Below are 23,108 nucleotides of genomic sequence, written 5' to 3'. Positions count from 1 at the left end.
AGAATGTGGGCTTAGGCCCATATTCTGTCTGTTTTTTTATGGCATTTACTAACTTAGTATCTGGCTATACTGATTGGCCTATCTACTGTTTATGAAGAAAAACAATTTGCGCTATTGCTTAAAATTCATCGTCTTTTTTTTACTTGCCGTTGCTGTAAGTAATAATACAGCATCTGCACAGGTTAATGTTCCCGCATCTTATGCTCTTATAAAAAGGGTAATTCCGCAACGCGCTTCCGTGTTTGTGGTTGAACAATTGCCCGTTACGGATAAAGACGCTTTTGAAATAGAAAGCCATAATGGTAAGATCATACTAAGAGGAACCAACGGTGTTTCAGTTGCATCGGCCTTATATGATTATCTTACCAACTATGCGCATTGCCAGCTAACCTGGAATGGGGTTAATTTGAAGTTGCCTGTAAAACTACCCGTTATTAAAACCCGTGTACATAAAAATACACCCTACCAATATCGCTATTACCTTAATTATTGCACCTTTAATTACAGCATGAGCTGGTGGGATTGGGAAAGATGGCAAAAGGAGATTGACTGGATGGCCTTGCATGGCATCAATATGCCGCTGGCATTAACCGGTCAGGAATATACCTGGTATGAAGTTTACAAAGGCATGGGCTTTTCTGATGCTGATCTGAATGAGTTCTTCTGCGGTCCCGCTTATTTCTCGTGGTTTTGGATGGGCAACCTTGATGGCTGGGGCGGCCCTTTGCCACTAAGCTGGATGCAAAGCCACCGCGATTTGCAGCAAAAAATAGTGCAGCGCGAACGCGACCTGGGCATGAAACCCATTTTACAATCCTTCACCGGGCATGTGCCGCCGTCATTCCAAAAGCATTTTCCGGCATCAAAACTTAAACAAACAAATTGGAAAAACGGCTTTGCCGATACCTACATACTGGATACTGAAGACCCGCTTTTTGCCGAAATAGGTCGTAAGTTTATTGAAACACAAACCAAGCTTTACGGAACGGATCATTTATATTCTGCGGATACCTTTAATGAGAACGAACCGCCAACCAATGATACTACTTATCTTTCAGCCTTAAGCTCGCGGGTGTACCAGGGCATGAGTAATGCCGACCCAAAAGCAACCTGGGTAATGCAGGGCTGGCTTTTTTACAGCGACAGGAAATTTTGGAATGCTCCCCAGATCAAAGCCCTGCTGGATGCAGTGCCCAATGAACACATGATCATTCTTGACCTTGCCGCCGAAATTCAACCGGTTTGGAAACGTACCGACGCTTTTTACGGCAAACCCTGGATATGGAATATGCTGCACAATTTTGGGGGCAACATCGTGCTTTTTGGCCGCATGAATGAGGTGGCCAATGGCCCGGCTGCAGCGCTGAACGACCCAAAATCAAAGCAATTGGAGGGGATAGGCCTTACTATGGAAGCCATTGAACAAAACCCGGTGCTTTACGAGCTCATGACCGCTAACACCTGGCAGGATAAACCCATCAACCTTGATGAATGGATAAATCAATACCAGTTAAATCGTTACGGTCATATTAATAAATATACCGAACAGGCCTGGAAGGTATTGCGCAATACCGTTTACAGCGGTGGGAAAGTTATAAGGGATGGATCGGAATCTATTATTACCGGCCGGCCAACGCTTGATTCAAATACGGTATGGACACATACTACCTTTAACTACAAACCCAAAGATTTTTTACCTGCATGGGATGCGATGATGAAGGCAATCCCAACCTGTAGTAATAGTGATGGTTTCCGTTATGACCTGGTAGATATTACCCGGCAGGCACTGGCCAACTACGCGTTGCCACTGCAAAAAAAATGGGTAGATGCTTATCGTCAAAAAGACATAGCCGGGTTTAAAAGGTACAGCGGGGAATATCTGCAGCTTATTAGTGATATGGATGCATTGTTAGCAACCCGTAAGGATTTTTTATTGGGGCCATGGTTGGCTGACGCCCGTAAGCAAGGTAATACAATAGCCGAAAAGGACCTATATGAACGCAATGCCCGCGACCTGATCACCCTTTGGGGCGATGCCAAAAGTCCGTTGCATGAGTACTCATGCAGGCAATGGAGTGGTTTGTTCAATGATTTCTATAAAGTCCGTTGGGAAAAGTTTTTCGCTTTGCTGAATGATGCGCTACAACAGGGCAAGGAGGCTGATATAACGGGCTTTGATAAATCAATCAGTCAATGGGAATGGCAGTGGGTAAACAGCCATAAAAATTACCCATTGCAGGCAAGCGGCAGCAGCGTAAGCCAGGCCAATGCTATTTACAATAAATATCGTAAACGGATAGCTGCGGCTTATAAATAATGAATAATTAAAAATGACATCCTTATCGACTATAAAACCAACCAAACGACTGGTCTCTCTTGATGCACTTCGTGGGTTTGATATGTTTTGGATCATGAGCGGCGAACATATCATTCATACTTTGGCGAAGGTTACCCGGTGGCCCTTGCTTTTGTGGTTTTCGGGCCAGCTGCACCATACGGAATGGAACGGTATCACTTTTTATGATATGATTTTTCCATTATTCCTGTTCATCGCTGGTGTATCAATGCCTTATTCTACAGGTAATAAAATTGCCAAGGCGGGTGTTCAATCGGCCAGTCAACTGCCGGCAAAAGCCAAGCGGGATATATATCTTTCCATGTTGCGGCGCACATTGATACTTATACTGCTGGGGATGGTGGTAAACGGTGCGCTTAAATTTAATGGGTATGAGAACACGCGTTTTGCCAGCGTATTGGGCCGTATAGCGTTGGCCTGGTTTTTTGCCGGCCTCATCTATCTCAATTTTAACTTACGCGGGCAAATGCTTTGGCTTGTAGGGATCTTGATAGGCTATTGGGCGGCAATGTTATTTATCCCTGTGCCGGGGTATGGCGCAGGTGTGCTAACCATGCAGGGCTCGCTGGAATCGTATGTTGACAGGCTGCTTTTGCCCGGTAGACTGCATGATAAAATCCATGACCCCGAGGGCGTACTTTCAACAATCCCCGCAATAGGCACAGCATTGCTTGGTGTGTTTACGGGGAGTTTTTTAAAGTTAGAATCGCACCGCTGGTCTATGCTCAAAAAAGGGCTGTTGCTTTTTGGGGCAGGTATGTTATTAATTGGATTGGGCTGGCTATGGAACCCGGAGTTTCCTATCAATAAACGCTTATGGTCAAGCTCGTTCGTGTTATATGTGGGTGGTTGGAGCATGATCTTTTTATCGGTATTTTACCTGGTTATTGATGTAGCAGGGCTTAAAAAATGGGCTATCCCTTTTGTATGGATAGGAACCAATTCTATATTGATTTACTTGTGTTCCGAGGGCCTGGTTGATTTCGGCCATACTGCAGCCTATTTGTTAGGAGGACTTGTTCACCTAACCCCGGTGGCATGGCAAGCCGTGTGGACGGCGGTAAGCATTACCCTGGTACAACTCCTGTTTTTATACCTCCTGTATCGCAATAAGTTATTTTTAAAAGTTTAGCCAATTATATCAACTATTTAAATGAAAAACATTTTCAAAATACTCTTCGTCCTTTTGTTACCTGGTTTTATCAGTACAGCCGCATCGGCACAAATAAAAACCTATAATATTAAACGTTATGGGGCTATAGCCGATGGTAAAACTAACAATACAGCAGCAATTCAAAAGGCTATTGACGAAGCATCGGCCAATGGCGGCGGCCTGGTTTTAGTTCCTGCCGGGAAGTTTGTTACCGGGGTTATCACCCTCAAATCAAACGTTGAATTGCATCTTGGCAAAAATGCAGTTTTGTTGGGAAGCGCAATCCGGGCTGATTATGGCGAAGGTAAGGCATCCCCACTTATCGTATCAAACAATCAGCGCCATATTGCTATAACCGGGCAGGGAACTATTGATGGGCAGGGAGAGGATTTACTAAAGGATATTTACCGCCGGTTAAATGCCCGTACCTTAATTGATACGGAATGGCGCACGCCCAATCCCTGGCACCAGATGCGGCCAACAGAAGATAATCGGCCTAAACTTATTGAGTTTAAAAACTGCGGCGATATAAAAATTAAAAACATAACCATTAAAAACGGCTTATGCTGGATCCAGAATTATAAAAACTGCTCAAACCTGGTGATTGACAGTATAAAGGTGGAAAGTGTTACCTACTGGAACAACGATGGGATAGATATTGTGGATTGTAAAAATGTAAAGCTCACTAATAGTTTTTTTAATGTTGCCGATGACGGGATATGCCTAAAATCCGAAGACCGGAATGGCGCCTGCGAAAATATTTACATTGCTAATTGCAGGGTGCGTTCAAGCGCAAGCGCAGTGAAATTCGGCACCGCTTCGCATGGCGCATTCAAAAAGATAACCATCAGAAATATCAGCGTTTATGACACTTACCGATCGGCAATAGCGATTGAAACTGTTGACGGCGGAACACTTGAAGATATTGACATCCGTAATATTAAGGCCACCAATACGGGTAATGCTCTTGTGATCAGGCTGGGGCATCGTAACCAAAAAGCACCTGCGGGAATCTTGCGTAGGGTATATATTGGCAATGTAAAAGTTGATGTGCCGGCTGGTAAGCCCGATGCCGGTTACCCCATGGAAGGGCCTGTAGTTATGGTGCCACATAACGTTTTTCCATCATCTGTTACTGGAATACCAGGTAGCAGGGTAGAGGGCGTAACGCTTGAAAACATTACCATCAATTATGCCGGAGGCGCAAAAAAGAAGATAGCCTATTTTGGGATAGATACTCTTGAAAAAGTACCCGAAAGAATACCTAACTACCCCGAGTTCTCCATGTTTGGCGAATTGCCGGCATGGGGCTTTTATATTAGGCATGCTGATGGCATTAAAATTAAGAATATGGTGTTAACCTGTAAAGGAGTCGATTATCGCCCTGCTTTTATTGCCGATGATGTAAATGGGCTCGACCTAAATGCGTTAAGTATCCCGCAGGTAAAAATGAAACCGGTGATATTGCTCAATAAGGTAAGCCGCCTGATCTTAAAACACATCAGCATCCCCGGCAGCGCAGGGCAAAATATAAAGGTGCAATAACGCCATAGGTTTCTTATTAGCACGTAAACGATTACGTAAATAAAAGGCGGTGGTAAATCATATATGGGCGTAAATTTTATCAACTTTAAATTATTCGACTAAACCTATTATAAATAAACCACCGTTCAGGCTGCACCACAGTTTCTTTATTTATCCTGGCGGCTGGTAAAACAGTAACACAAATAAAAAGAATACTTATTAAACCATAAAAGTTATGACAAAACCACCTAAAGATGAAATGTCGCCTTTACACAGCCTTGAAGATTGGGACGAGGATGTACTTAAAAGATACCCTGAGGCCGGAAAGCCAGCTAAGGAAAAGGATGAATTCAGGAACTATGACGGCCCGGAGATAGACGGCGTGCGTGAGTTTTACCGGCTTAATCATAAATATCAAACCTATGAAAATGTTTTAGCCAAAAAGGCTAACTTTTTGAAGTTTGACAAGAAGGAAATGCCGTGGTGGTCAGCAATGGAGTACCTTAATACACTAATAGATGACTCTGACCCTGATTTACAACTTGATCAGCTGCAGCACCTGCTGCAAACTGCCGAAGCCATACGCGCCGACGGGCACCCGGACTGGTTTGTGCTTACCGGTTTTATACATGACCTGGGTAAGGTACTTTGCCTGTTTGGCGAGCCGCAATGGAACGTTGTGGGCGATTCATACCCCGTGGGATGTAAGTTTTCGGACAAAATAGTTTATCCTGAATTTTTTTCGGACAATCCTGATATAAATGATGAGCGCTACAATACTAAATATGGTGTTTACTCGAAGCACTGCGGAATGGACAACGTGCATTTATCATGGGGGCACGATGAATACCTGTATCATTTAACAAAGGATTATTTGCCTGAACCAGGCTTGTACATGATTCGTTATCACTCATTTTATTCACAGCATCGTGAGCATGCTTATGATCATTTACTTAATGCACATGACCATGAAATGTTTAAATGGGTTGATAAATTTAATCCTTATGACCTGTATTCAAAAAGCCCGGTGCCGCCCGTGGTTTCTGAATTAAAACCTTATTATGAAGATCTGATCGCTAAATACCTACCGGCAACTGTTAAATTATAGATTTTATTCAATGCCGTTTAGTAAGTTAAACGGCATTGAATATTATTACCATATTAGAATTGAGATTAATCTTCACTACGATAAGTAATGATGTTAAATGCAAGAGTATTTTTTTTATTAATACTATTATCTACGACATGCGCGGGGGCATTTGCACAGGAGTTAAACCTTGTTAAATATGTTAATCCCTTATCCGGAACGGCAAGCAGTACTACGCCATCAGCCCTAAAATTAGGCTCGGTGCAGGAAAATTTTGCCAATACAATACCATCAGTATGTACCCCTTTTGCCATGACGCAATGGACGCCGCAGACACAGGCATCAGAATCAAAATGCACACCGCCGTATTATTATAAAGACAATTTTTTTAGCGGATTTAGAGGCTCGCACTGGATAAGTGGCTCGTGTATGCAGGATTATGGCAGCTTAACCATAATGCCTGTAACAGGCAGTTTGAAAACCGTAAATTATTCTGCCAAATTCGATCATAAGGATGAGCAATCGTCCCCCTATGTTTATCGGCTTAACCTTTTATCATACAAAATACGTGCTGCTGTTACCGCTACACCGCGATGCGGCATGATGGAATTTACCGCCGATGCAACGGATAGTCTCTACCTTTTGATTACGCCCAATAGCGATTATGGAGAAGGCTATATTAAAATTGATGCAAAAAAAGGGGAGATATATGGCTATAATCCTGTACACCGTATTTACCAGGGCTGGGGGAAATCAGCAGGGTTTAACGGTTATTTTGTAATTAAAATAAATAAAATACTGGTAACCAAGGGCACGTTTGCCGGCGATAAGGTTTTTATAAAAGACAGTATCGCTGCGCAAAAAAGCATAGGCGCGTTTTTAGGTTTTAAGATGCAAAAAGGCGAAAAGCTGTCTATAAAGGTTGGTACATCTTTCAGCAGTCTGCAAGGTGCGCGTAAAAACCTTGCTGTCGAGTTGCCGGGATGGGATTTTGTTAATACCGTGGCAAAGTGCAGACAAATATGGCAGCAGACTTTAAAGCAGATAACAGTAACTACTACAAACAAAACTGATAAACATATTTTTTACACCTCATTTTATCATGCCATGCAGCATCCCCGTTTGTATAGCGATGTTGATGGTGTTTACCCCCGTTTTGCAGGTAATTATCAGTTAGAAAAAATGGGTAATGGTAATTATTACGACGACTTTTCATTATGGGATATCTACCGGGCGCAAGTGCCGCTTTTAGAAATACTCCGCCCCCGGTTGGTAAATGATCTTGTTCAGTCGCTGATGCTAAAAGGAGAGCAGGGCGGCTGGCTGCCGATTTTCCCCTGCTGGAATAACTACACATCAGAAATGATCGGCGATCATACTACATCCGTTATTACATCGGCTTATTTAAAGGGCATTGCCACTGCTCATGTTTTCGAGGCATATCGGTTAATGAGGAGAAATGCATTTGATCTGCCTGAAAAAGAACAGGACTATAAAAATGGCCAAGGCCGGCGAGGGCTATTATCATATCTGAAATATGGGTATATACCATTGGAAGACAGCGTTAACGATGCTTTTCATAAGAAAGAGCAGGTAAGCCGTACCATGGAGTATGCTTATGATGATTATGCCTTGGCGCAGTTGTCGAAAAAATTAGGGTTTGATGCAGATTACAGATCATTGATGAAAAGGGCAGATAATTACAAAAATGTATTTGATCCGGCTGCGGGTTTTGTAAGGGGGCGAATGCAAAATGGTAATTGGACTAAAATTTTTGATCCGGATGTGAGGCAAACTTATATCACCGAAGGAACACCAAGGCAATATACTTTTTATGTTCCGCAAGATGTGCCCGGGCTTGCCCGGTTAATGGGCGGCCCGGTTAAGCTTGAAAGCGAGTTGGATACTCTTTTTGCTAAAAATGAATACTGGCATGGCAATGAACCCGGACATCAGATCCCATTCATGTATAACTATACCCCGTCACCATGGAAAACACAGGTTGTAGTACGCAAAATATTAGCCGAAGAATACAACGACGGGCCCGGAGGCTTGGGTGGAAACGATGATGCCGGCCAAATGTCCGCCTGGTATATGTTCGCGTCTATGGGTTTCTATCCTTTAAATCCTGTTTCGGGTGAATTTATACTTTGTTCTCCATTGTTTAATAAAGTTGCCATAAAATTAAAAAGTGGAAGAAAATTTCGGATATATTGTTACGGTTTGACACAACAAAACAAATATATCCAAACCGTAAAATTGAACGGGCGAACGATTACGGATAATTTAATCCGCTATACTGACATTATGAAGGGTGGCAAATTAGAAATCTACTTAAAAAACACACCATTATAATGGAATATCATCATATGGTCTTTAGATTATTTGTTAAAAAATGCAGCATATTATATTTATCAATATTGGCTTGTCTGCAGTTTTTGCTGGTTACAGCTTATAACCCGAAGGTCGTAGGTTAGAGTCCTGCTCCCGCTGAACTTAAAACCACCGGACCATATCACCATATGCTTTGAAACAATAAAGCCGCCGGGCTCTCACCTCCGGCAGCTAACCAATTTATCAACTAAACACTATTTCTTTTCTTTTTGCAAAATGCTTAGGCGGGCATATAGTTCTGCAATGCAGGCTTCATCCAACAACCATTTTGGCTTTTGCAGCTCATCATCTTTAGGTAGCCAACTATGGGTGGTGTAACCATGCTTATCGCGGGAATTTTGCCATGCGTAGTTCAGGTCGTGCTCAACAGCAGCTATGTATTTGTAATTACCGTCTACATGGTATAGTGCCTCGTACCCCCTGAATAGAACCGTCATGAACCATGGCAGATCGATATGTAAACTGAGGTTCTTATCATGCGGGACATTGCTGAAATGCCTGAAACTGTCCTTCGCCAGTTGCTTCGCCTGTTCAAGGTACTTTTTGTCGCCGGTTTCCTTGTACAGAATTACCGCAGCCTCCAGCAAGGACCCTGTATTATAGCTCCAAAAAGTACGGTTAAGCTTGCCATCCATTTTTATGTCGTTGCCTATCACTCCTGTAGAATCGCGCAGGGTGTTGTACATCCAGGTATAAAACTTTTTGCCCTGCTCCAGGTAATACGGTTCTTTACATCCCTGGTAAATTTTAAGGGCGGTTAAGGTCGCCATGCCATTGGTACAGGCAGGTTTTTGATCGTTGTGCCCTTCCAGCCAGGTGACACCACCACCCATATCGTTGTTCCAGCCGCTCAGGATAAATGTAAATACCCCTTTAGCGCGCTGCAGGTATAGCGGGTTCTTGGTATTGAAGTACGATTCCATATAATCGATACCCACCAGCCCGTTATCATCGTAGTACCTGTCGGCTTTCTCCAGTTTTACCGGGTAAGCCTGGTATCCGGCCGGCTGCCGCACACTATCGTGATATTGCTCCACTCCTGTTATCAGGCTATCCTGGTAAGCTTTATACTTGCTTTTTAGCGATGGAACCCGCATTAATACATTAGTGGCCGTAAAAACACCCGAAAACGGCCATAAAAAGCTTACCGGTTTTTCGGTTACACCCGCGCCTTGAAAATAGTTCAATGTATCTTTTTTGTTGGATGGAAAGTTCTCTGAAAACAACCCCTTATAAGCCGGAACCCGGTAATCCTTCCAGATCCTGGCGAACATGTTTTCTGCCCGCGACCTGTATACTGCAGATAATTTATCCTGAGCTGAAGCGTCGCTAATGTTTATCAGCGATAGAACACACAGTAAAGCTAATGGGCTTAAAATCCTCTTCATATCGTTTAAATAATTTCTATTGCTCCGATGGCGGCGGCACTTTTACACCCCAATTGGTATTTGGCTGGCTACCCATCACAAATACAAGTTTTCCACCCTGCATCAACTCGTCGCGGTATAACCAGCAGTTGTTTAATGGCTTACCATTAAACTCGGCCGACTGTATATACACGTTCTCTTTCGAATTATTTTTTGTTTCGATCGACAGCGTTTTGCCGTTGCCCAGGGTGATGTTGGCTTTATCGAACAGCGGGCTGCCCAGTTCAATTATAGGGCGGGCATCTGTTAAGCCTTTAACATCAAACAAGCCCAGGGCATTCATTACATACCAGGATCCCAGTTGCCCCTGGTCTTCGTCCTGCCCGTAACCGTAGCCATGGATGGGTTCGGTACCGTAAAACTCCTGCCCTATCAGCCTGGTCCACTTTTGAGTTAACCAGGGTTTGCCAGAGAAATTGAACAGCCAACTGATGTGGAGATTGGGCTGGTTACCATGATTATAAATAGAGTTGATTCCCGCAAACGCATCTATGGTTTTTCCACCACCAAAGGCTAACTTTTCTGATACAGTAAAGATGCTGTCTAACCGTTTGTTGAAGTTATCCTTACCAATGGCATCCACCAGGCCGGCGGGGTTTTGAGGCACGTAAAAAGTGTACTGTACCGCATTACCTTCCTGGAAACCCCTCCATGGCTGATATGGGTCAAACTTATCTACAAAAGTTCCGCCGAGTCTTTTGGGCTGCATGAATTTGTTTTTAGGGTTCAGCAGTTGGCGCCAGCCGTTGGAGTATTTGATGAGCTGCTGATAATCTGCAGTTTTACCCATCGATTTTGCCATTTGGGCGGTTGCGAACGCACTGAAACTATATTCGAGCGTGTGTGAGCCCGAGAAGTTGGAGCCCGTAGAATCGGTTACGAAATCGCGCCCGGTTTGCTCCAGGTGAGGCACGTATCCATGGGCCAAAAATGCTTTGGTATCCAGCTTACCGGCACCCAGGATGCGGTTTTTATAGTTAAGATCATTGGCCTTAACCGCATCATAAGCCAGGTTAACATCATAGTTGCGGATGCCCGAATTATATGCCCCTGCTATGGCAAGCCCCACAAAATTTGTCCCCACGCCAGATATGTACTCGCTGTTGGCAATACCATCGCCAAACCAGCCGCGGTCTTTATATAACTGTAATTGAGTATTTACAAAACTGCCGTACCATTTAGGGTAGCTTAGTGCCCACAGTTGCGTAATGTTCCAGTAACCGCCCCATATGGCGTCGGTATTAATAAACTCAGCTTTTAATTCACCGTTTTGTTCAGGTAACCGGCCTGTGGCACCGCCATGTTTTGGATAATCGCCGTTAACATCGCTGGCTATGCCTCTGCCCAACAAAGCATGAAATAAACCCGTGTAAAATTTAGTTTTATCGGATAGATTTGTTCCTTCAACAATAATTTTACTTAACTCCTGCTGCCAGGTTTGTTGAGCGTTTGCTTTTGCCTTATCGAAGGACAGCCCGGTTGCTTCGGCCACAAAATTAGCTTTGGCGTTTGCTATCGATGTGTACGAAAGGCCTGTTTTCATCTCAATGGTTTCGCCATCAGTAGTTTTATAATTCAGGGCCAAACCGGCACCTACGCCTTTTGCTTCAGCGGTGTTTGGGTTGATATTATCCTTATTGAAAGCGGTAACGTTTGATGGCTTTTTGCTGAGCTCGCCATAAAAGTACATCGCCACTTTACCTTCCGGGTCGTATATCTTCACATACTTTGGATAGGTGAATACAAAGCCCTCAAAATGGGTATCATCAATCATTTTGATGCCGGCATCAGTAACATCACTGCTCTCGCCCTGCTTGTTCCCAATATCCAATATAATGTGCGATTGCACGTTCTTTGGGAACGTGTAACGCTGAAAGCCCACCCGCTTGGTGGCGGTTAGCTCGGCAGTGATACCGTAATTATCCAGCAATACTTTGTAGTAACCGGGTTGGGCCACCTCGTTTTTCCTGTCGAATTTGGAGCGGTATCCCGTAGCAGGTCCATCCAGATCGCCGGGTTTCACTTTCAATTCACCGTTGGTTGGCATGTAGCTTACGCCACCCACCTGCCACTCGTGGAAGTGCACAAAACCCTCTATCGAGTTTTGCCGGGTATCATATCCCACAGCCTCCCAGCCGCTTGGGTTACCATAATGCCCGTTGGTTGAAGGGGCGAGCTTAGCCATCCCATAAGGTACAGCAGCAGGTGTGTAAAAAAACCAGCGACTGTGCGCTGTACCAATATTGGGGTCTACATATTTAAGCACACTTTCGCGCTGCACAGCACAGGATGCCAGCGAAACAGCCAACAACGCAAAACCCGATCTGATAGATAATTTCATAGTGAAAACTGTATGTAGTATGCTGCCAACCGGGCAGCGTTTGTTTCTTATTTATATTTGGAAAGCATTACCTGCAGGCGCTGCATCCAGGCCTGGTCTACACCTTCATAATTGCTGTACTTGCCTGCCCCATCTAAACCTGCAAACTGAAAGTAACCGTTGTTTGCGGGGTTACGAAGTACGGTATTTATCGCATCCAAATTACCTTTGGCATAATTTAACCAGGTAGCGTTGTTATCTGTTTGGTATAACTTGATCATGGCTTGTGTGGCCCAGCCGCACCAGCAAGGGGTTATCCTCCTGTCGGCAGTGTTAAAAATGTACACGTTGTGCGGGGCGTCCCATAAAACGCGGTTCATAGCATTGCCTACCGCCTGCGCGCGGGATACATAACCATTGTCGTTGGTTGCCTGTGCGAAAAGTAAGAACGCCTCGACCATGATGGCGTTATCGTAAGTAAAAATGGTATTGTTGCGGATGCCTGTTTCTTCAAACTGCCATACGTATAAGCCACTTGCGCTATCGTACATTTTGCTGTTTAGCCAGGCGTTTACCGATGTTGCCCAGTCTTTATAAGTTGCATCCCCGGTAATAATGTAAAGCTTGGAGAACAGCTGCAAAGCCACGCCGTTGGTTTGGGTGGGTTTAACCTTCCGTTCGGTATTCCACCAAAAACCGCCGCCGTAGGTATTATCAAACAGGCCGCTTTTGATGAGCCAGTTGGCGCATTGTTTTGCCTTCTCAAGATAAGCCGCTTTATCGGCACCGGTGGTTACTTCGTAAGCATCCAGGTAAACCATACCGGTAAGCCCATTATCATCTGCATACTTGGTGCCCGATGAGCCGCTGCCATCCAGGTGCGCAAACGCGAAATATCCACCGTTAGGGTCGGTTTTATCCCACATGTTCTCCATCCATTTAAAGGTGAGGTTCATATCGGCAAGGTAAGTGGCATCGCCCGCGGCAACCATAGCTGCGTCGGCATAGATCTGGCTGACGTTATACCATTCAAAAGCGCTGTTAGGGTCGGTAGTGGTGTTTACTTTATAACTCCTGTACGATGTCATGAGGTTGCTTACAATAAAGCTATGCGTTTCCTTAGCCTTGGTAAGGTAGGTTGATACCGTTGGATCGCCTCCACCCGGAGGATTAACCGGCGGATTTACCGGAGGGGTAACCGGACTAACCGGCGTTTTGCCGCAGGATGCTGCCAATAATAGCACAACCGCCATGCATCCATATAAGAAGTTTTTCATAGTATAGGCTTTTAAAGATCACCTGCAATACTTTAAACACTGCAGGTGATCAGTTAACAAGGAACGTTTCCTCTTTTTTATAAAGTAGTTACTGTATGGGTGTAGGCACCATCGGTTTTAAAGTTCACATCCACTTTTACGTTGTGGTGATCTGCCGATGGATCGAACTTATAGGTATTGGCCCATTGGTCGTTTGTAACCGGCAACAGGAAAAAGTAAGAAGCCGCCTGGCCCGCCGGGGGACCGTTATCGCCCCTGGAGCTGCCCATGTACTGGATGCCCGCAGAGGTATGCACCACAAACTTATAGCGCTCATCGCGCCCCCACGAAAACTGGTAAAACTCTATGGGCAAACTTGCAATTTCCCAGGTGCTGTTGCCAACGTAGTTTAGTTGGCCGATCTCCGTGCCATATGCCGACATCCACAAACCAACCGACTGAATTTCTACACTGGAAGTAGTGGCCACATTAAAATCAAATGTGAGTTTGTATTTTTTATCGGCGCTAACGGTTACCGGCGTACTGCCTTCTTTTATTAAACCGCCATCTATATAGTATTTTTTACCTGCATCGCTCGGCTTATCCGTTAAAAAATAGTTCCCGGCTTTTAGCGAGGTGTAAATTTCAAACACGCCTTCCTCGTTCTTTTTAAGCTTAACGGCTTTGGTGATATCAGTACCACCTTCTGTGGCCGAACCGGTGATGTACATATCTACCGGGATCTCGGCAAAACCGGCAGGCCTGCTCAATTGTATCGTTCTCGACTCCGAAGAGGCAACAACGTTTGTACCTTTTGATGCCAGCACGGTCCATTTTAACTTACCGGTTGATGAGGCGGCAATACCCGCCATGTTGGCAATCTTATTCAGGTCCTTATGGGTAAGGGTAATTTTTGTTTCTACACCGCCACCGTTCGATACGGTTTTATAAACCGGCTTGCTAAAATCGCCGCCTTCTTTATCAAAGGCTATTTGGTACAGTACATAGTCACCATCTGCAGCTTTAGCGGCACTCCATTGGAAATCAACCGATGCCGGCGTTGCGGGGGCAAGTGCTACCGCTATGTTGTTTGCCGGCAGGCTGAGGCTACCTACAGCGGTTAAATTCAGGTTTAGTGGTCTCACTTCCTTTTTACAGGACGTAATTACGAGCATGGCCAGTAACAGCACACCGCCCGATTGGATAAATTTTCTCATTGCTTATAGTTTTTTTAAATTGGTTTTAACGAATCAATAGCCCGGGTTTTGGGTAAGGTTTGGATCCAGCCCGATCTCTGATGCCGGGATAGGCCACAAATAATTCTTCGCCGGGTCGAACTGGCGTTTTTGCGCACGGATGTAACCGTTATCAACACCCGCATCGCCAAATTTGGCCCCATGTGCAAAGCCATTCAATACGGTTTCTGCAATTTTCCAGCGGCGGATATCATCGGTACGGAGGCCTTCCATCGCTAATTCTGTTCTACGCTCTCTGCGGATAATGTTGGTCATATCAGCAGTGCCCGGGAAATCCAAAGCACCTGCATCTGTAAAGCCTGCACGGCGGCGAAGCAAACCAATAGTATTGTTCCATACCGTTGCATCCATCTGGCCGAGGCTTTGTTTAGCTTCGGCATAATCCAGCAACACTTCGGCATACCTGATCAGGTGCAGGTTTGAGCCAGATGTAAAAGAGGTTTGCGCAATAGGGTCAAAATATTTACGCCAATAATAACCGGTTGGCGATGATGCCTGCGAAGCAGGATTGTACTCGTCCAAACGCCCGGCGTCAGGGTCGGTACCCGGTTTAATATAAATGGTCTTGCTTGTACCGTTACCGTTTACCCAATTGTATTTATCATAAACTACCGTAGCTGTAAGGCGCGGATCGCGGTTTACGTAAGGGTTGCTCTCCACATAGCCCGAGCCTGCATCGTTGATGCCTTTACCATTTAGTGTGATATAACTATCTACCAGTTCCTGTGTTGGCGACATACCGCTCACGCGACCCCCTACAGAGCGTGGCGCGAAATCGAAAAACTCGCCCCATGTACGGATGCTTGGCACATATTGCAGGGAAAGCAAGCTTTCGTTGTTGGTTTTGTTAACCGTTGGGTTGCTGAACAGATCGCTGTATTTGCTTACCAGGCTGTATGCGCCCGCCTGTCCGCTCATCAACTTCTCACAAACCGATACTACATCGGCCATGCGGTTACCTTCATATAACAGCACCCTTGCCTCTAAGGCTAATGCAGCGCCTTTGGTAATGCGGCCATTCTCGTTTGCCGGGATCTGGTCTTTGGTTGGCAAGGCAGCAGCTGCGGCCTCCAGTTCGTCAATCACGAATTTGATCACGGTAGCCTTTGGCGATCGGGCAATAACTTTTGCTTCGTCGGCAGTAATATCCTTGTCAATCAGCGGTACATCGCCATACCATTTAGCCAGGTTAAAGTGCTCAAAAGCGCGTATAAAGCGGGTTTCGGCTTTTAAACGGGCAATTACATCGGCAGAAAGCGTTTTATTCTGATCTATATTGGCCAGGAATATGTTGCACGACTTAATGGTGCTGTAATAATAAGCCCAATCGCCCAGGAACTTACCCTGCGATGCTGTATAATTACCACTGGCTATCAGCGAGTAATCGCCCGATGAGCTGTAGGCGTTATCTGATGTGGCCTCGTTGTAAAAGTAAATGCCACTGTTATAAATTAAGCTGTAGTTGTTGTTGAGCGCATTATATACGTTGGCATCAACGGTCCAGAAGGTAAGGTCCGAAAACCTGTCGGTTGGGGCCAGATCAAGTTTCTTGCACCCGGTTGCCGCGGTGGCCACCATAAATGCGATACAAAGTTTATTTAGAAATTTCATGTTCGTCTTTTTTAATATTGTCCTTAAAAAGTGATGTCTATCCCTGCACCATAAAATACCGGCAGCGGGTATGACCGTGCGCTGTTTGAACTGGAGCCAACACTCACGTTATTGCCAAACTCGGTTGTTTCAGGGTCAATAAATTTCAATTTGGTTAAGGTGTAAAGGTTTTGGCCGATAAGGGAGATCCTCAACCGCTCCATCCCTGCTTTTTTGCTGATGCTCTTGGGGAAGGTGTAACCAATGTTCACGTTTTTCAACCTTGCGTAAGCAGCATCGTACTTATATAGGTCAGACCCGGTGCGCCAGTTATAAGTATTGGATGCCGAGCCGATAGCGGCCAATCTTGGATACCTTGCATCGGTATTTTCCGGCGTCCAGTAATCGGTCATGTGGTCGTACAAGGTCTGGCCGTAGTTGTAGTGGAATGGCTCAACAAGTTCGCCGCGTAAGAATGCATCACGCTTGCCAACACCTTGTATAAAGAAGGAGAAATCGATGCCTTTGAAAGCCAGCCTATAAGTAAAGCCAAAGGTGAAACGAGGGAACGGATTACCTAAAACCGTCTTATCTTTTTCATTGATAACGCCATCGCTGTTAAGGTCCTTAAACTTCAGATCGCCGGGGCCAACCGCTGAGCCCGCAATTTTTGGCGATGCATCAATATCAGCCTGGTTTTGGAAAAAGCCGTTGGTTTCGTAACCGTAATATTGGGTAATAGGCTGCCCAACTTTCCTGATCAGCTGGAATACGTCCTGGTTAATGATCTGCTCTGTTGTGCCGCCGGTTAATGTTAGCAGCTTGTTTTTGCTGTCGGCAATATTAAAGCTGATACTGTGCGATACCGCACTGGTGTTAAAGTTATAGCTGATAGTTGCTTCCCAGCCTTTGTTACGCACCTTAGCCACATTATAATCGGGCAGGCCGGCACCAAATACTTTTGGCACATCGTAACGCGGTTGCAAAATATCACTGGTTGTCTTGTTAAAGTAATCGAACGATGCGGTAAGCGCGTTATTAAAGAAACCAAGATCCACACCTATGTTAAGCGTTGCTGCTTTCTCCCAGGTAAGGTCTTTATTGCTCAGGTTAAAACCTGCACCGCCTACAATGGAGTTGTTATAACCATAAGCGCTCGGATAGTTAAAATAAGTGGTTTGATACTGGTACGAACCCACATTTTGGTTCCCCAGCACACCGTAGGTGGCACGCAGTTTTAAATTGCTGATGGTGTTTTTCAGCGGCTGCATAAATGATTCTTCGGTTACCAGCCAGCCCAGGTTTACAGATGGGAAGAAGCTTGCGCGGTTGCCTTTTGCAAATTTTGATGATGCATCATCACGTACCGTAGCTTCAAAAAGATACTTGCCTTTGTAAGAATAATTAACCCTGCCAAAAAGCGAATTAAGGCTTGTTTGATCGTTAGCGATGCTGTTGAAGGAGTTGTTAGCATCTATCAGGGTGCCGGTAGTAGCGGTTCCTAAGTAAGGGTCGGTAAGTGTTTTTTGTAACTGGAAACCCCTGTTGCTAAAGTTCTCGTTTGATGCGCCGAACAGCACTTTAAACGTATGGTCTTTTATCCTTTTGTTGTACTCTAACAACAACTGGGTATTCAGCAACAGCGATTTGCCGTTATTATCCAATACCGAAAGATCATCGCCATAAACGCCTGCCGGTACATAGTTAACCCTAGTACGGCGGAAGAAATTGCCGTTGTTGGCAATAGTACCACCAAATACACCGGTCAGCTTCAGGTCTTTTGTAATGTTCACCTGGCCGTTAAAATTTCCGAAGATCTCGTCGTTATCTGCCTGGTTAAAACCGCCCTTTTCCAGCACGCCATACTCATTATATTGAGAAGCTACTGCATTGGTTAAGTAGTTACCATTAGCGTCTTTCCAGCTGTAGTTTAGCGGAACGCGGTTGGCATCGGCAAAAATGTTATTGTCGCCAACGCTGTTGGTTTTGTTGCGGGTTTTGGTGTAGTTCAGGATCATATTTACACGCAGGATGCCGATCAACGAAGTTTGATTTAAACGAACGTTATACTTGGTGTACCCAAAATCGGCACCCGAACCACCGTTGCCTATCAGGTTACTTTTCTGATCCTGGTAACCTGCAGAAAGATAATAAGAGTTGGTTTCGCCACCACCGCTGATGCTCACATTGTGCGATTGTTGCGGTGCGTTATGCAGTAGGTGTTCCACGTCCCAGGTACCGTCGCCGGCAACTTTTAAAGCCTGGATATCATCGGGTGTGTAAATCGGCGGTAAACCGGAGTTTATTAACGATTGGTTTTTGTAGTAAGCATTATCCCAGGCGTGTACCTTTTTTACCAGCACTTTAGGATCCTGCAAGCCGTAGCTGGCGTTGTAGGTAAAAGCCGGTTTTTGATTGAGCTTCCCGCTTTTTGTAGTAACCAATAATACACCGTTCGCTGCACGCGAACCGTATATGGCAGCCGAACCGGCATCCTTTAAAACAGATACGCTGGCAATGTCGTTAGGATTCAGCGTGTTGATATTACCACCGATGATACCATCAATCACTACCAATGGGTCGTTATTACCCAGCGTACCTACACCACGGATGTTGATGGTTACATTACTGCCCGGGTTAAGAGAACTCTGCTGAATAATTAAGTTAGGTGCCTCGCCCTGTAAGGCCTGCAGCGTGTTCAGTACAGGCTTATTTTCGATGCTTTTTGAGCTTACCTGGCTAACCGCGCCGGTAAGAGTAACCTTCGATTGTGTACCGTAACCAACCACAACTACCTCGCTTAAGCTTTTGTTGGCCGGTAACAAGCTTACGTTGATCTGCGTTTTACCCGCAATGGCAACTTCCTGAGAAGTATAGCCGATAAACGAGAACGTAAGGTTGCGACCCGCGTAAGCATCGGGCACGGTAAGTTTATAATTACCGTTCACATCGGTAACGGTGCCAACCGTGGTGCCGGCAATACTGATGTTAACACCCGGCAGCGGTTGTTTTTGCTCATCAAGCACACGCCCGGTAACAATAATATCGGCTACGCCGATGGTGTTGGCAGCTGCAACGGCGGATGCCTGTGCAAAGCTGCAATTGAGTGCTGTGATACAAAGTAGCATCAGCAGAAAGGGGGTGTTGTATAGCCTCCTTAATTTTTTTAGTTTTTGTAATAATTTCATTCTCATAGCAATTGGTTTATTTTGGATTATTTTTAGGGTTACTTTAATGCGGTTCTTCATGCCGCATGGTTAATAGTTTCGTCTGTCTTTTTCTTACTTAATAGGTTTAGGGGATTTATGGTAAGTGCTTTTCCAATAAGCCTCGATATCCTCTAACGAGCGCCCTTTTGTTTCGGGGATCAGTTTCCAGGTGAGCCAAAAGGCAGGCGAGCAGCAAAGGGCAAACAGCCAAAACGTCCACGCCGAGCCTAAGCCCTCCAGCATTACGGGCGTTAATTGCCCAACTAAAAAGTTGCCTACCCATAACGACAGGGTAGCCAGCGCCATGGCTTTGCCACGAATAGCATTGGGGAATATCTCGCCCACTACAACCCAGCAAACCGGGCCGAACGAAAAAGCGAAACAGGATATAAAGGCGAGGATGAAGATGAGGATCCAGGGACCGGAAGTAAGGTCAAGGGCAAACAAAACGCCGATAACCACCAGCGATAATACCGCACCGCCTATACCCACGAATAGCAGCGGGCGCCTGCCCCATTTATCTACCGTAAAAATGGCCACAAAGGTAAATACCACGTTTACCAGCCCAATGGTTACCTGCCCGCCAAGCGCATTATTAAGAGTGAACCCGGCCTGCTCTAAAATGCGCGGACCATAATAAATCACGGCATTAATACCGCATACCTGCGATAAAAACGGCAGCAGAAGGCCGATCCACAAAGCCTTGCGGTAAACCGGGGTGAATAGTTCTTTTATAGATGTGTTGCTGTCATCTCCTTGTGCTTTAAAAGCCTTCACCTCGTTAACTGCAGCATGCGCTCCGTCTATCTTAACTAAGATGTCTGTGGCTTTTTGCTCTTCGCCTTTTAACAGTAGCCACCTTGGCGACTCGGGCACTAAGAACAAACACAATAAAAATATACCGGCTGGCAAGGCACCCAAGCCCAGCATGCCGCGCCACACCTCTGCCGAGAATATTTTTTGCATCGCATCCCCGGCATGCGTTTCTGATGCATGATTGGCCAGGTAAGCATTGCTGAAATAAGCCAGTACAATACCGATGGTTAAAGCCAGTTGGTATAAGGATACCATCATCCCCCGCAGCCTTGATGGTGCGAACTCGGAGATATAAAGCGGCGACACCATCGAAGCCACGCCTATCCCCAACCCACCTATCAATCTAAAAACAATGAGGGTGGTGAATGATCCTGATAACATACAGCCCACTGCCGAAGCAAGGAATAATATGGCCGATAGGACGAGCACTATCTTCCGGCCGTACTTATCGCTCAGTTTTCCGGAAAAGCTTACGCCTATGATACAGCCCAGCAAGGCACAGCTTACAAACCAGCCCTCACTTACCGGACGCAGGTTAAAATCGGTTTTTACGAGGCTGATAGTGCCGGAAATCACCGCAGTATCAAAACCAAACAAAAAACCGCCCAATGCTGCAACTAAACATACTAAGTAAAGGTATACACTGCTCTTTTTGGCCGTATTAGAATTATTTATAGCGACACTCATGATGCTTATTTTAAAAATGCTTTAATAACTTTTGCGCGGCCGTTACCCAGGTTGGTTAATTTGTAAGAGCCCGCGGCGGCAGGTATAACTACTGTTTCGGCGTAGGCATATTCTTTAATGGCGCCATCAGCGGTTTCGATATTGATGGCAGTACCTTCTACCAGCATCAGCACATGGCAGCAATTGTTGGTGGCGATGGTGATGTGATTATCAAACTCTACACGGTGCACATCATAAAAATGATCGGCATGTGTTGGCACATGTACTATTTGCCAGTCTTCGGCCTGCTCAATCACTTTTTGCTTAGAGATCAATTCATCCTGCACCTGGCTGCCTTTACGCTCAAAATTGAGGTTGTTAAAAGCATGATCGATGTTGATAGGACGCGGATTACCTTCTAAGTCGAGCCGCACCCAGTCGTACATTTTAAAGGTGAAGATGTAAGGGGTAGCGCTAATCTCCAGCACCAGGTTGCCTGCACCGGCACTGTGAACGGTTCCGTTAGGGATCAGGAACAGGTCGTGTTTTTTGGCAGGATGCGATTGTACATACTGTTCAATATCTACCTCGTTACCGGTTGCCTGGCTTTTTTCCAGCACCGCCCTGAATTCGGCAGGGTTTATACTTTCCTGAAAACCGAGGTACACGTTTGCGTTGTTATCGCAGTCTAAAATATAATAGGTCTCATCCTGGGTGATATTCTCCCCAAAGTTTTCGCGGATGTATTGAAGCGTTGGGTGGCACTGGATAGAAAGGTTGCCGCCGTTAAAAGTGTCCAGGAAATCAAAACGGATAGGGAACTCGTCACCAAATATATCGGCATGTTTCCCTAATACCTGTTTGTTGTTGTGAAACATCAAGGTATCGAAGGAAACCTCGAGTAAGTTACCATCGCTTTCAAAAACGATCCCGTTTTCGGGCACGATCAATTCAAACGACCAGGCATAATTAACTACATCGGTGTTGATGTTCTTGATGTGGTCTTTTATCCATTGCCCGCCCCATGCACCAGGTTCGAACCAGGGCCGTACGCGAATGGTTGACCGGCTTATTTTATCTAAACCATCTTCCAGATCTTTTTTAAACATCCAGTTGATGGTGTTTGGCCATTGCCCGTCTGCAACTATGCTTATATTATCAAGAATGGCTTTTTTGTGGTTGTTGAGCAGTACCCAATCCACAAAGTAAAAGCGTTTATACATCTGGAAAGGCTCGACAATTTCTGAAGCACCAAGGTTAGTAACAGAGCCGGCCCGCATCCTGAACTGCAGTTCATTCTTCGGCAGGTCTATATAAATTATCGCTGCATCCCAGTTGGCCAAAGCGGCACCCGGGCCTATTATAATATTTATCGTAGCCGATTCATCCGGCAGTTGGGCGGTAAGTTCATCTTCCTTAAAAAGACCGGTAAGCTCTAAAGTGCATTTTGTACCCCAAACAGATTCGTATTCGCCCAAAAATGGCTCGACCAATTGTTGTACTTCCTGCGGGTCTTTTAAAAAGTCCTCTGTTTTTACCCAGTTGGTTAAAAGCCCCTCTTTCTCCAGCAATTGATCTAACTCATCTTTGATCTTATCAAAAAAAACACCAGTGTAACCATCAATAACAACTATTTTTTGCTCCACTATCCAGCTTACCAGCGAGGCGTATCCGCTGAATATCTTCCCATCGCCAATGCTGCAAAACGGATAAACATCGTATTCGCCTTTCCCTGTAAATGACCCACCCAGTTTCGCGGGCATCAAGTACTGCGAAGTTTTACGCAGGGCAGCATTTTCCAATTCTATGTGCTCGTCAATCTTAATTTCGCTATTCATTTATTTGTAGTAATGTATGTACATATTAATTTAGATATAAAATACCACCTCACTGGTACTTGCTTTGAAAATTGGCTTTAATTACTGGTTTATAAAGTAATAATGTACAAACATAAAAAAATATTTAATTATCCAAATTAATTTTTGAATTATATTTTTGTGCTCACAAAGTGTGTATATCACACCAATAAGCATTTTTTATAGTACAATATGTAT

The 23,108-nt window shown here is 45.0% G+C and carries 13 protein-coding genes; 5 read left to right on the top strand and 8 right to left on the bottom strand.

The window, feature by feature from the left end:
- Positions 1 to 91 precede the first annotated feature (91 nt).
- The 5 genes from AC1DXC_RS13835 (at position 92) to AC1DXC_RS13815 (ending at position 8,475) form a co-directional block, all read left to right on the top strand.
- Positions 92 to 2,317: an alpha-N-acetylglucosaminidase gene (locus AC1DXC_RS13835; RefSeq protein ID WP_477459738.1), complete on the top strand. Its 2,226-nt coding sequence runs from the start codon at positions 92 to 94 to the stop codon at positions 2,315 to 2,317.
- A 13-nt stretch (positions 2,318 to 2,330) separates the two neighbouring features.
- Positions 2,331 to 3,488: an acyltransferase family protein gene (locus tag AC1DXC_RS13830; protein WP_477459737.1), complete on the top strand. Its 1,158-nt coding sequence runs from the start codon at positions 2,331 to 2,333 to the stop codon at positions 3,486 to 3,488.
- Positions 3,489 to 3,509: 21 nt separating this feature from the next.
- The gene (locus AC1DXC_RS13825; protein ID WP_477459736.1) at positions 3,510 to 5,054 is read left to right on the top strand and encodes a glycoside hydrolase family 28 protein; all 1,545 of its coding nucleotides are present in this window, start codon (positions 3,510 to 3,512) and stop codon (positions 5,052 to 5,054) included.
- Positions 5,055 to 5,268: 214 nt separating this feature from the next.
- The gene (locus tag AC1DXC_RS13820) at positions 5,269 to 6,141 is read left to right on the top strand and encodes an inositol oxygenase family protein (protein WP_477459735.1); all 873 of its coding nucleotides are present in this window, start codon (positions 5,269 to 5,271) and stop codon (positions 6,139 to 6,141) included.
- 87 nt (positions 6,142 to 6,228) lie between these two features.
- Positions 6,229 to 8,475: a GH92 family glycosyl hydrolase gene (locus tag AC1DXC_RS13815; RefSeq protein ID WP_477459734.1), complete on the top strand. Its 2,247-nt coding sequence runs from the start codon at positions 6,229 to 6,231 to the stop codon at positions 8,473 to 8,475.
- A gap of 233 nt (positions 8,476 to 8,708) precedes the next feature.
- Here AC1DXC_RS13815 and AC1DXC_RS13810 read toward each other — a convergent pair whose 3' ends face one another.
- From AC1DXC_RS13810 to AC1DXC_RS13775, 8 genes are all read right to left on the bottom strand, one after another.
- A complete protein-coding gene (locus tag AC1DXC_RS13810) occupies positions 8,709 to 9,701 on the bottom strand; it encodes a glycoside hydrolase family 76 protein (protein WP_477459733.1) in 993 nt (330 codons plus the stop codon).
- A gap of 217 nt (positions 9,702 to 9,918) precedes the next feature.
- On the bottom strand, positions 9,919 to 12,282 hold the full coding sequence (locus AC1DXC_RS13805; protein WP_477459732.1) for a GH92 family glycosyl hydrolase: 2,364 nt from the start codon (positions 12,280 to 12,282) through the stop codon (positions 9,919 to 9,921).
- A gap of 47 nt (positions 12,283 to 12,329) precedes the next feature.
- Complete coding sequence (locus AC1DXC_RS13800; protein ID WP_477459731.1) at positions 12,330 to 13,538, bottom strand: glycoside hydrolase family 76 protein; 1,209 nt, start codon at positions 13,536 to 13,538, stop codon at positions 12,330 to 12,332.
- 77 nt (positions 13,539 to 13,615) lie between these two features.
- Positions 13,616 to 14,734 (bottom strand): SusE domain-containing protein, encoded by a 1,119-nt coding sequence (locus AC1DXC_RS13795; protein ID WP_477459730.1) that lies wholly within the window; start codon positions 14,732 to 14,734, stop codon positions 13,616 to 13,618.
- A gap of 33 nt (positions 14,735 to 14,767) precedes the next feature.
- On the bottom strand, positions 14,768 to 16,384 hold the full coding sequence (locus AC1DXC_RS13790) for a RagB/SusD family nutrient uptake outer membrane protein (RefSeq protein ID WP_477459729.1): 1,617 nt from the start codon (positions 16,382 to 16,384) through the stop codon (positions 14,768 to 14,770).
- Between the two features lie 23 nt (positions 16,385 to 16,407).
- The gene (locus tag AC1DXC_RS13785) at positions 16,408 to 19,551 is read right to left on the bottom strand and encodes a SusC/RagA family TonB-linked outer membrane protein (RefSeq protein WP_477459728.1); all 3,144 of its coding nucleotides are present in this window, start codon (positions 19,549 to 19,551) and stop codon (positions 16,408 to 16,410) included.
- Positions 19,552 to 19,644: 93 nt separating this feature from the next.
- Positions 19,645 to 21,075 (bottom strand): sugar porter family MFS transporter, encoded by a 1,431-nt coding sequence (locus AC1DXC_RS13780; protein ID WP_477459727.1) that lies wholly within the window; start codon positions 21,073 to 21,075, stop codon positions 19,645 to 19,647.
- 5 nt (positions 21,076 to 21,080) lie between these two features.
- Positions 21,081 to 22,892 (bottom strand): class I mannose-6-phosphate isomerase, encoded by a 1,812-nt coding sequence (locus AC1DXC_RS13775; protein WP_477459726.1) that lies wholly within the window; start codon positions 22,890 to 22,892, stop codon positions 21,081 to 21,083.
- Positions 22,893 to 23,108 lie beyond the last annotated feature (216 nt).

This window comes from Mucilaginibacter sp. P2_D11, assembly GCF_056404435.1.
Note: the sequence above shows the minus strand (reverse complement) of the source record. Positions and strands in the feature narration are given on the sequence as shown.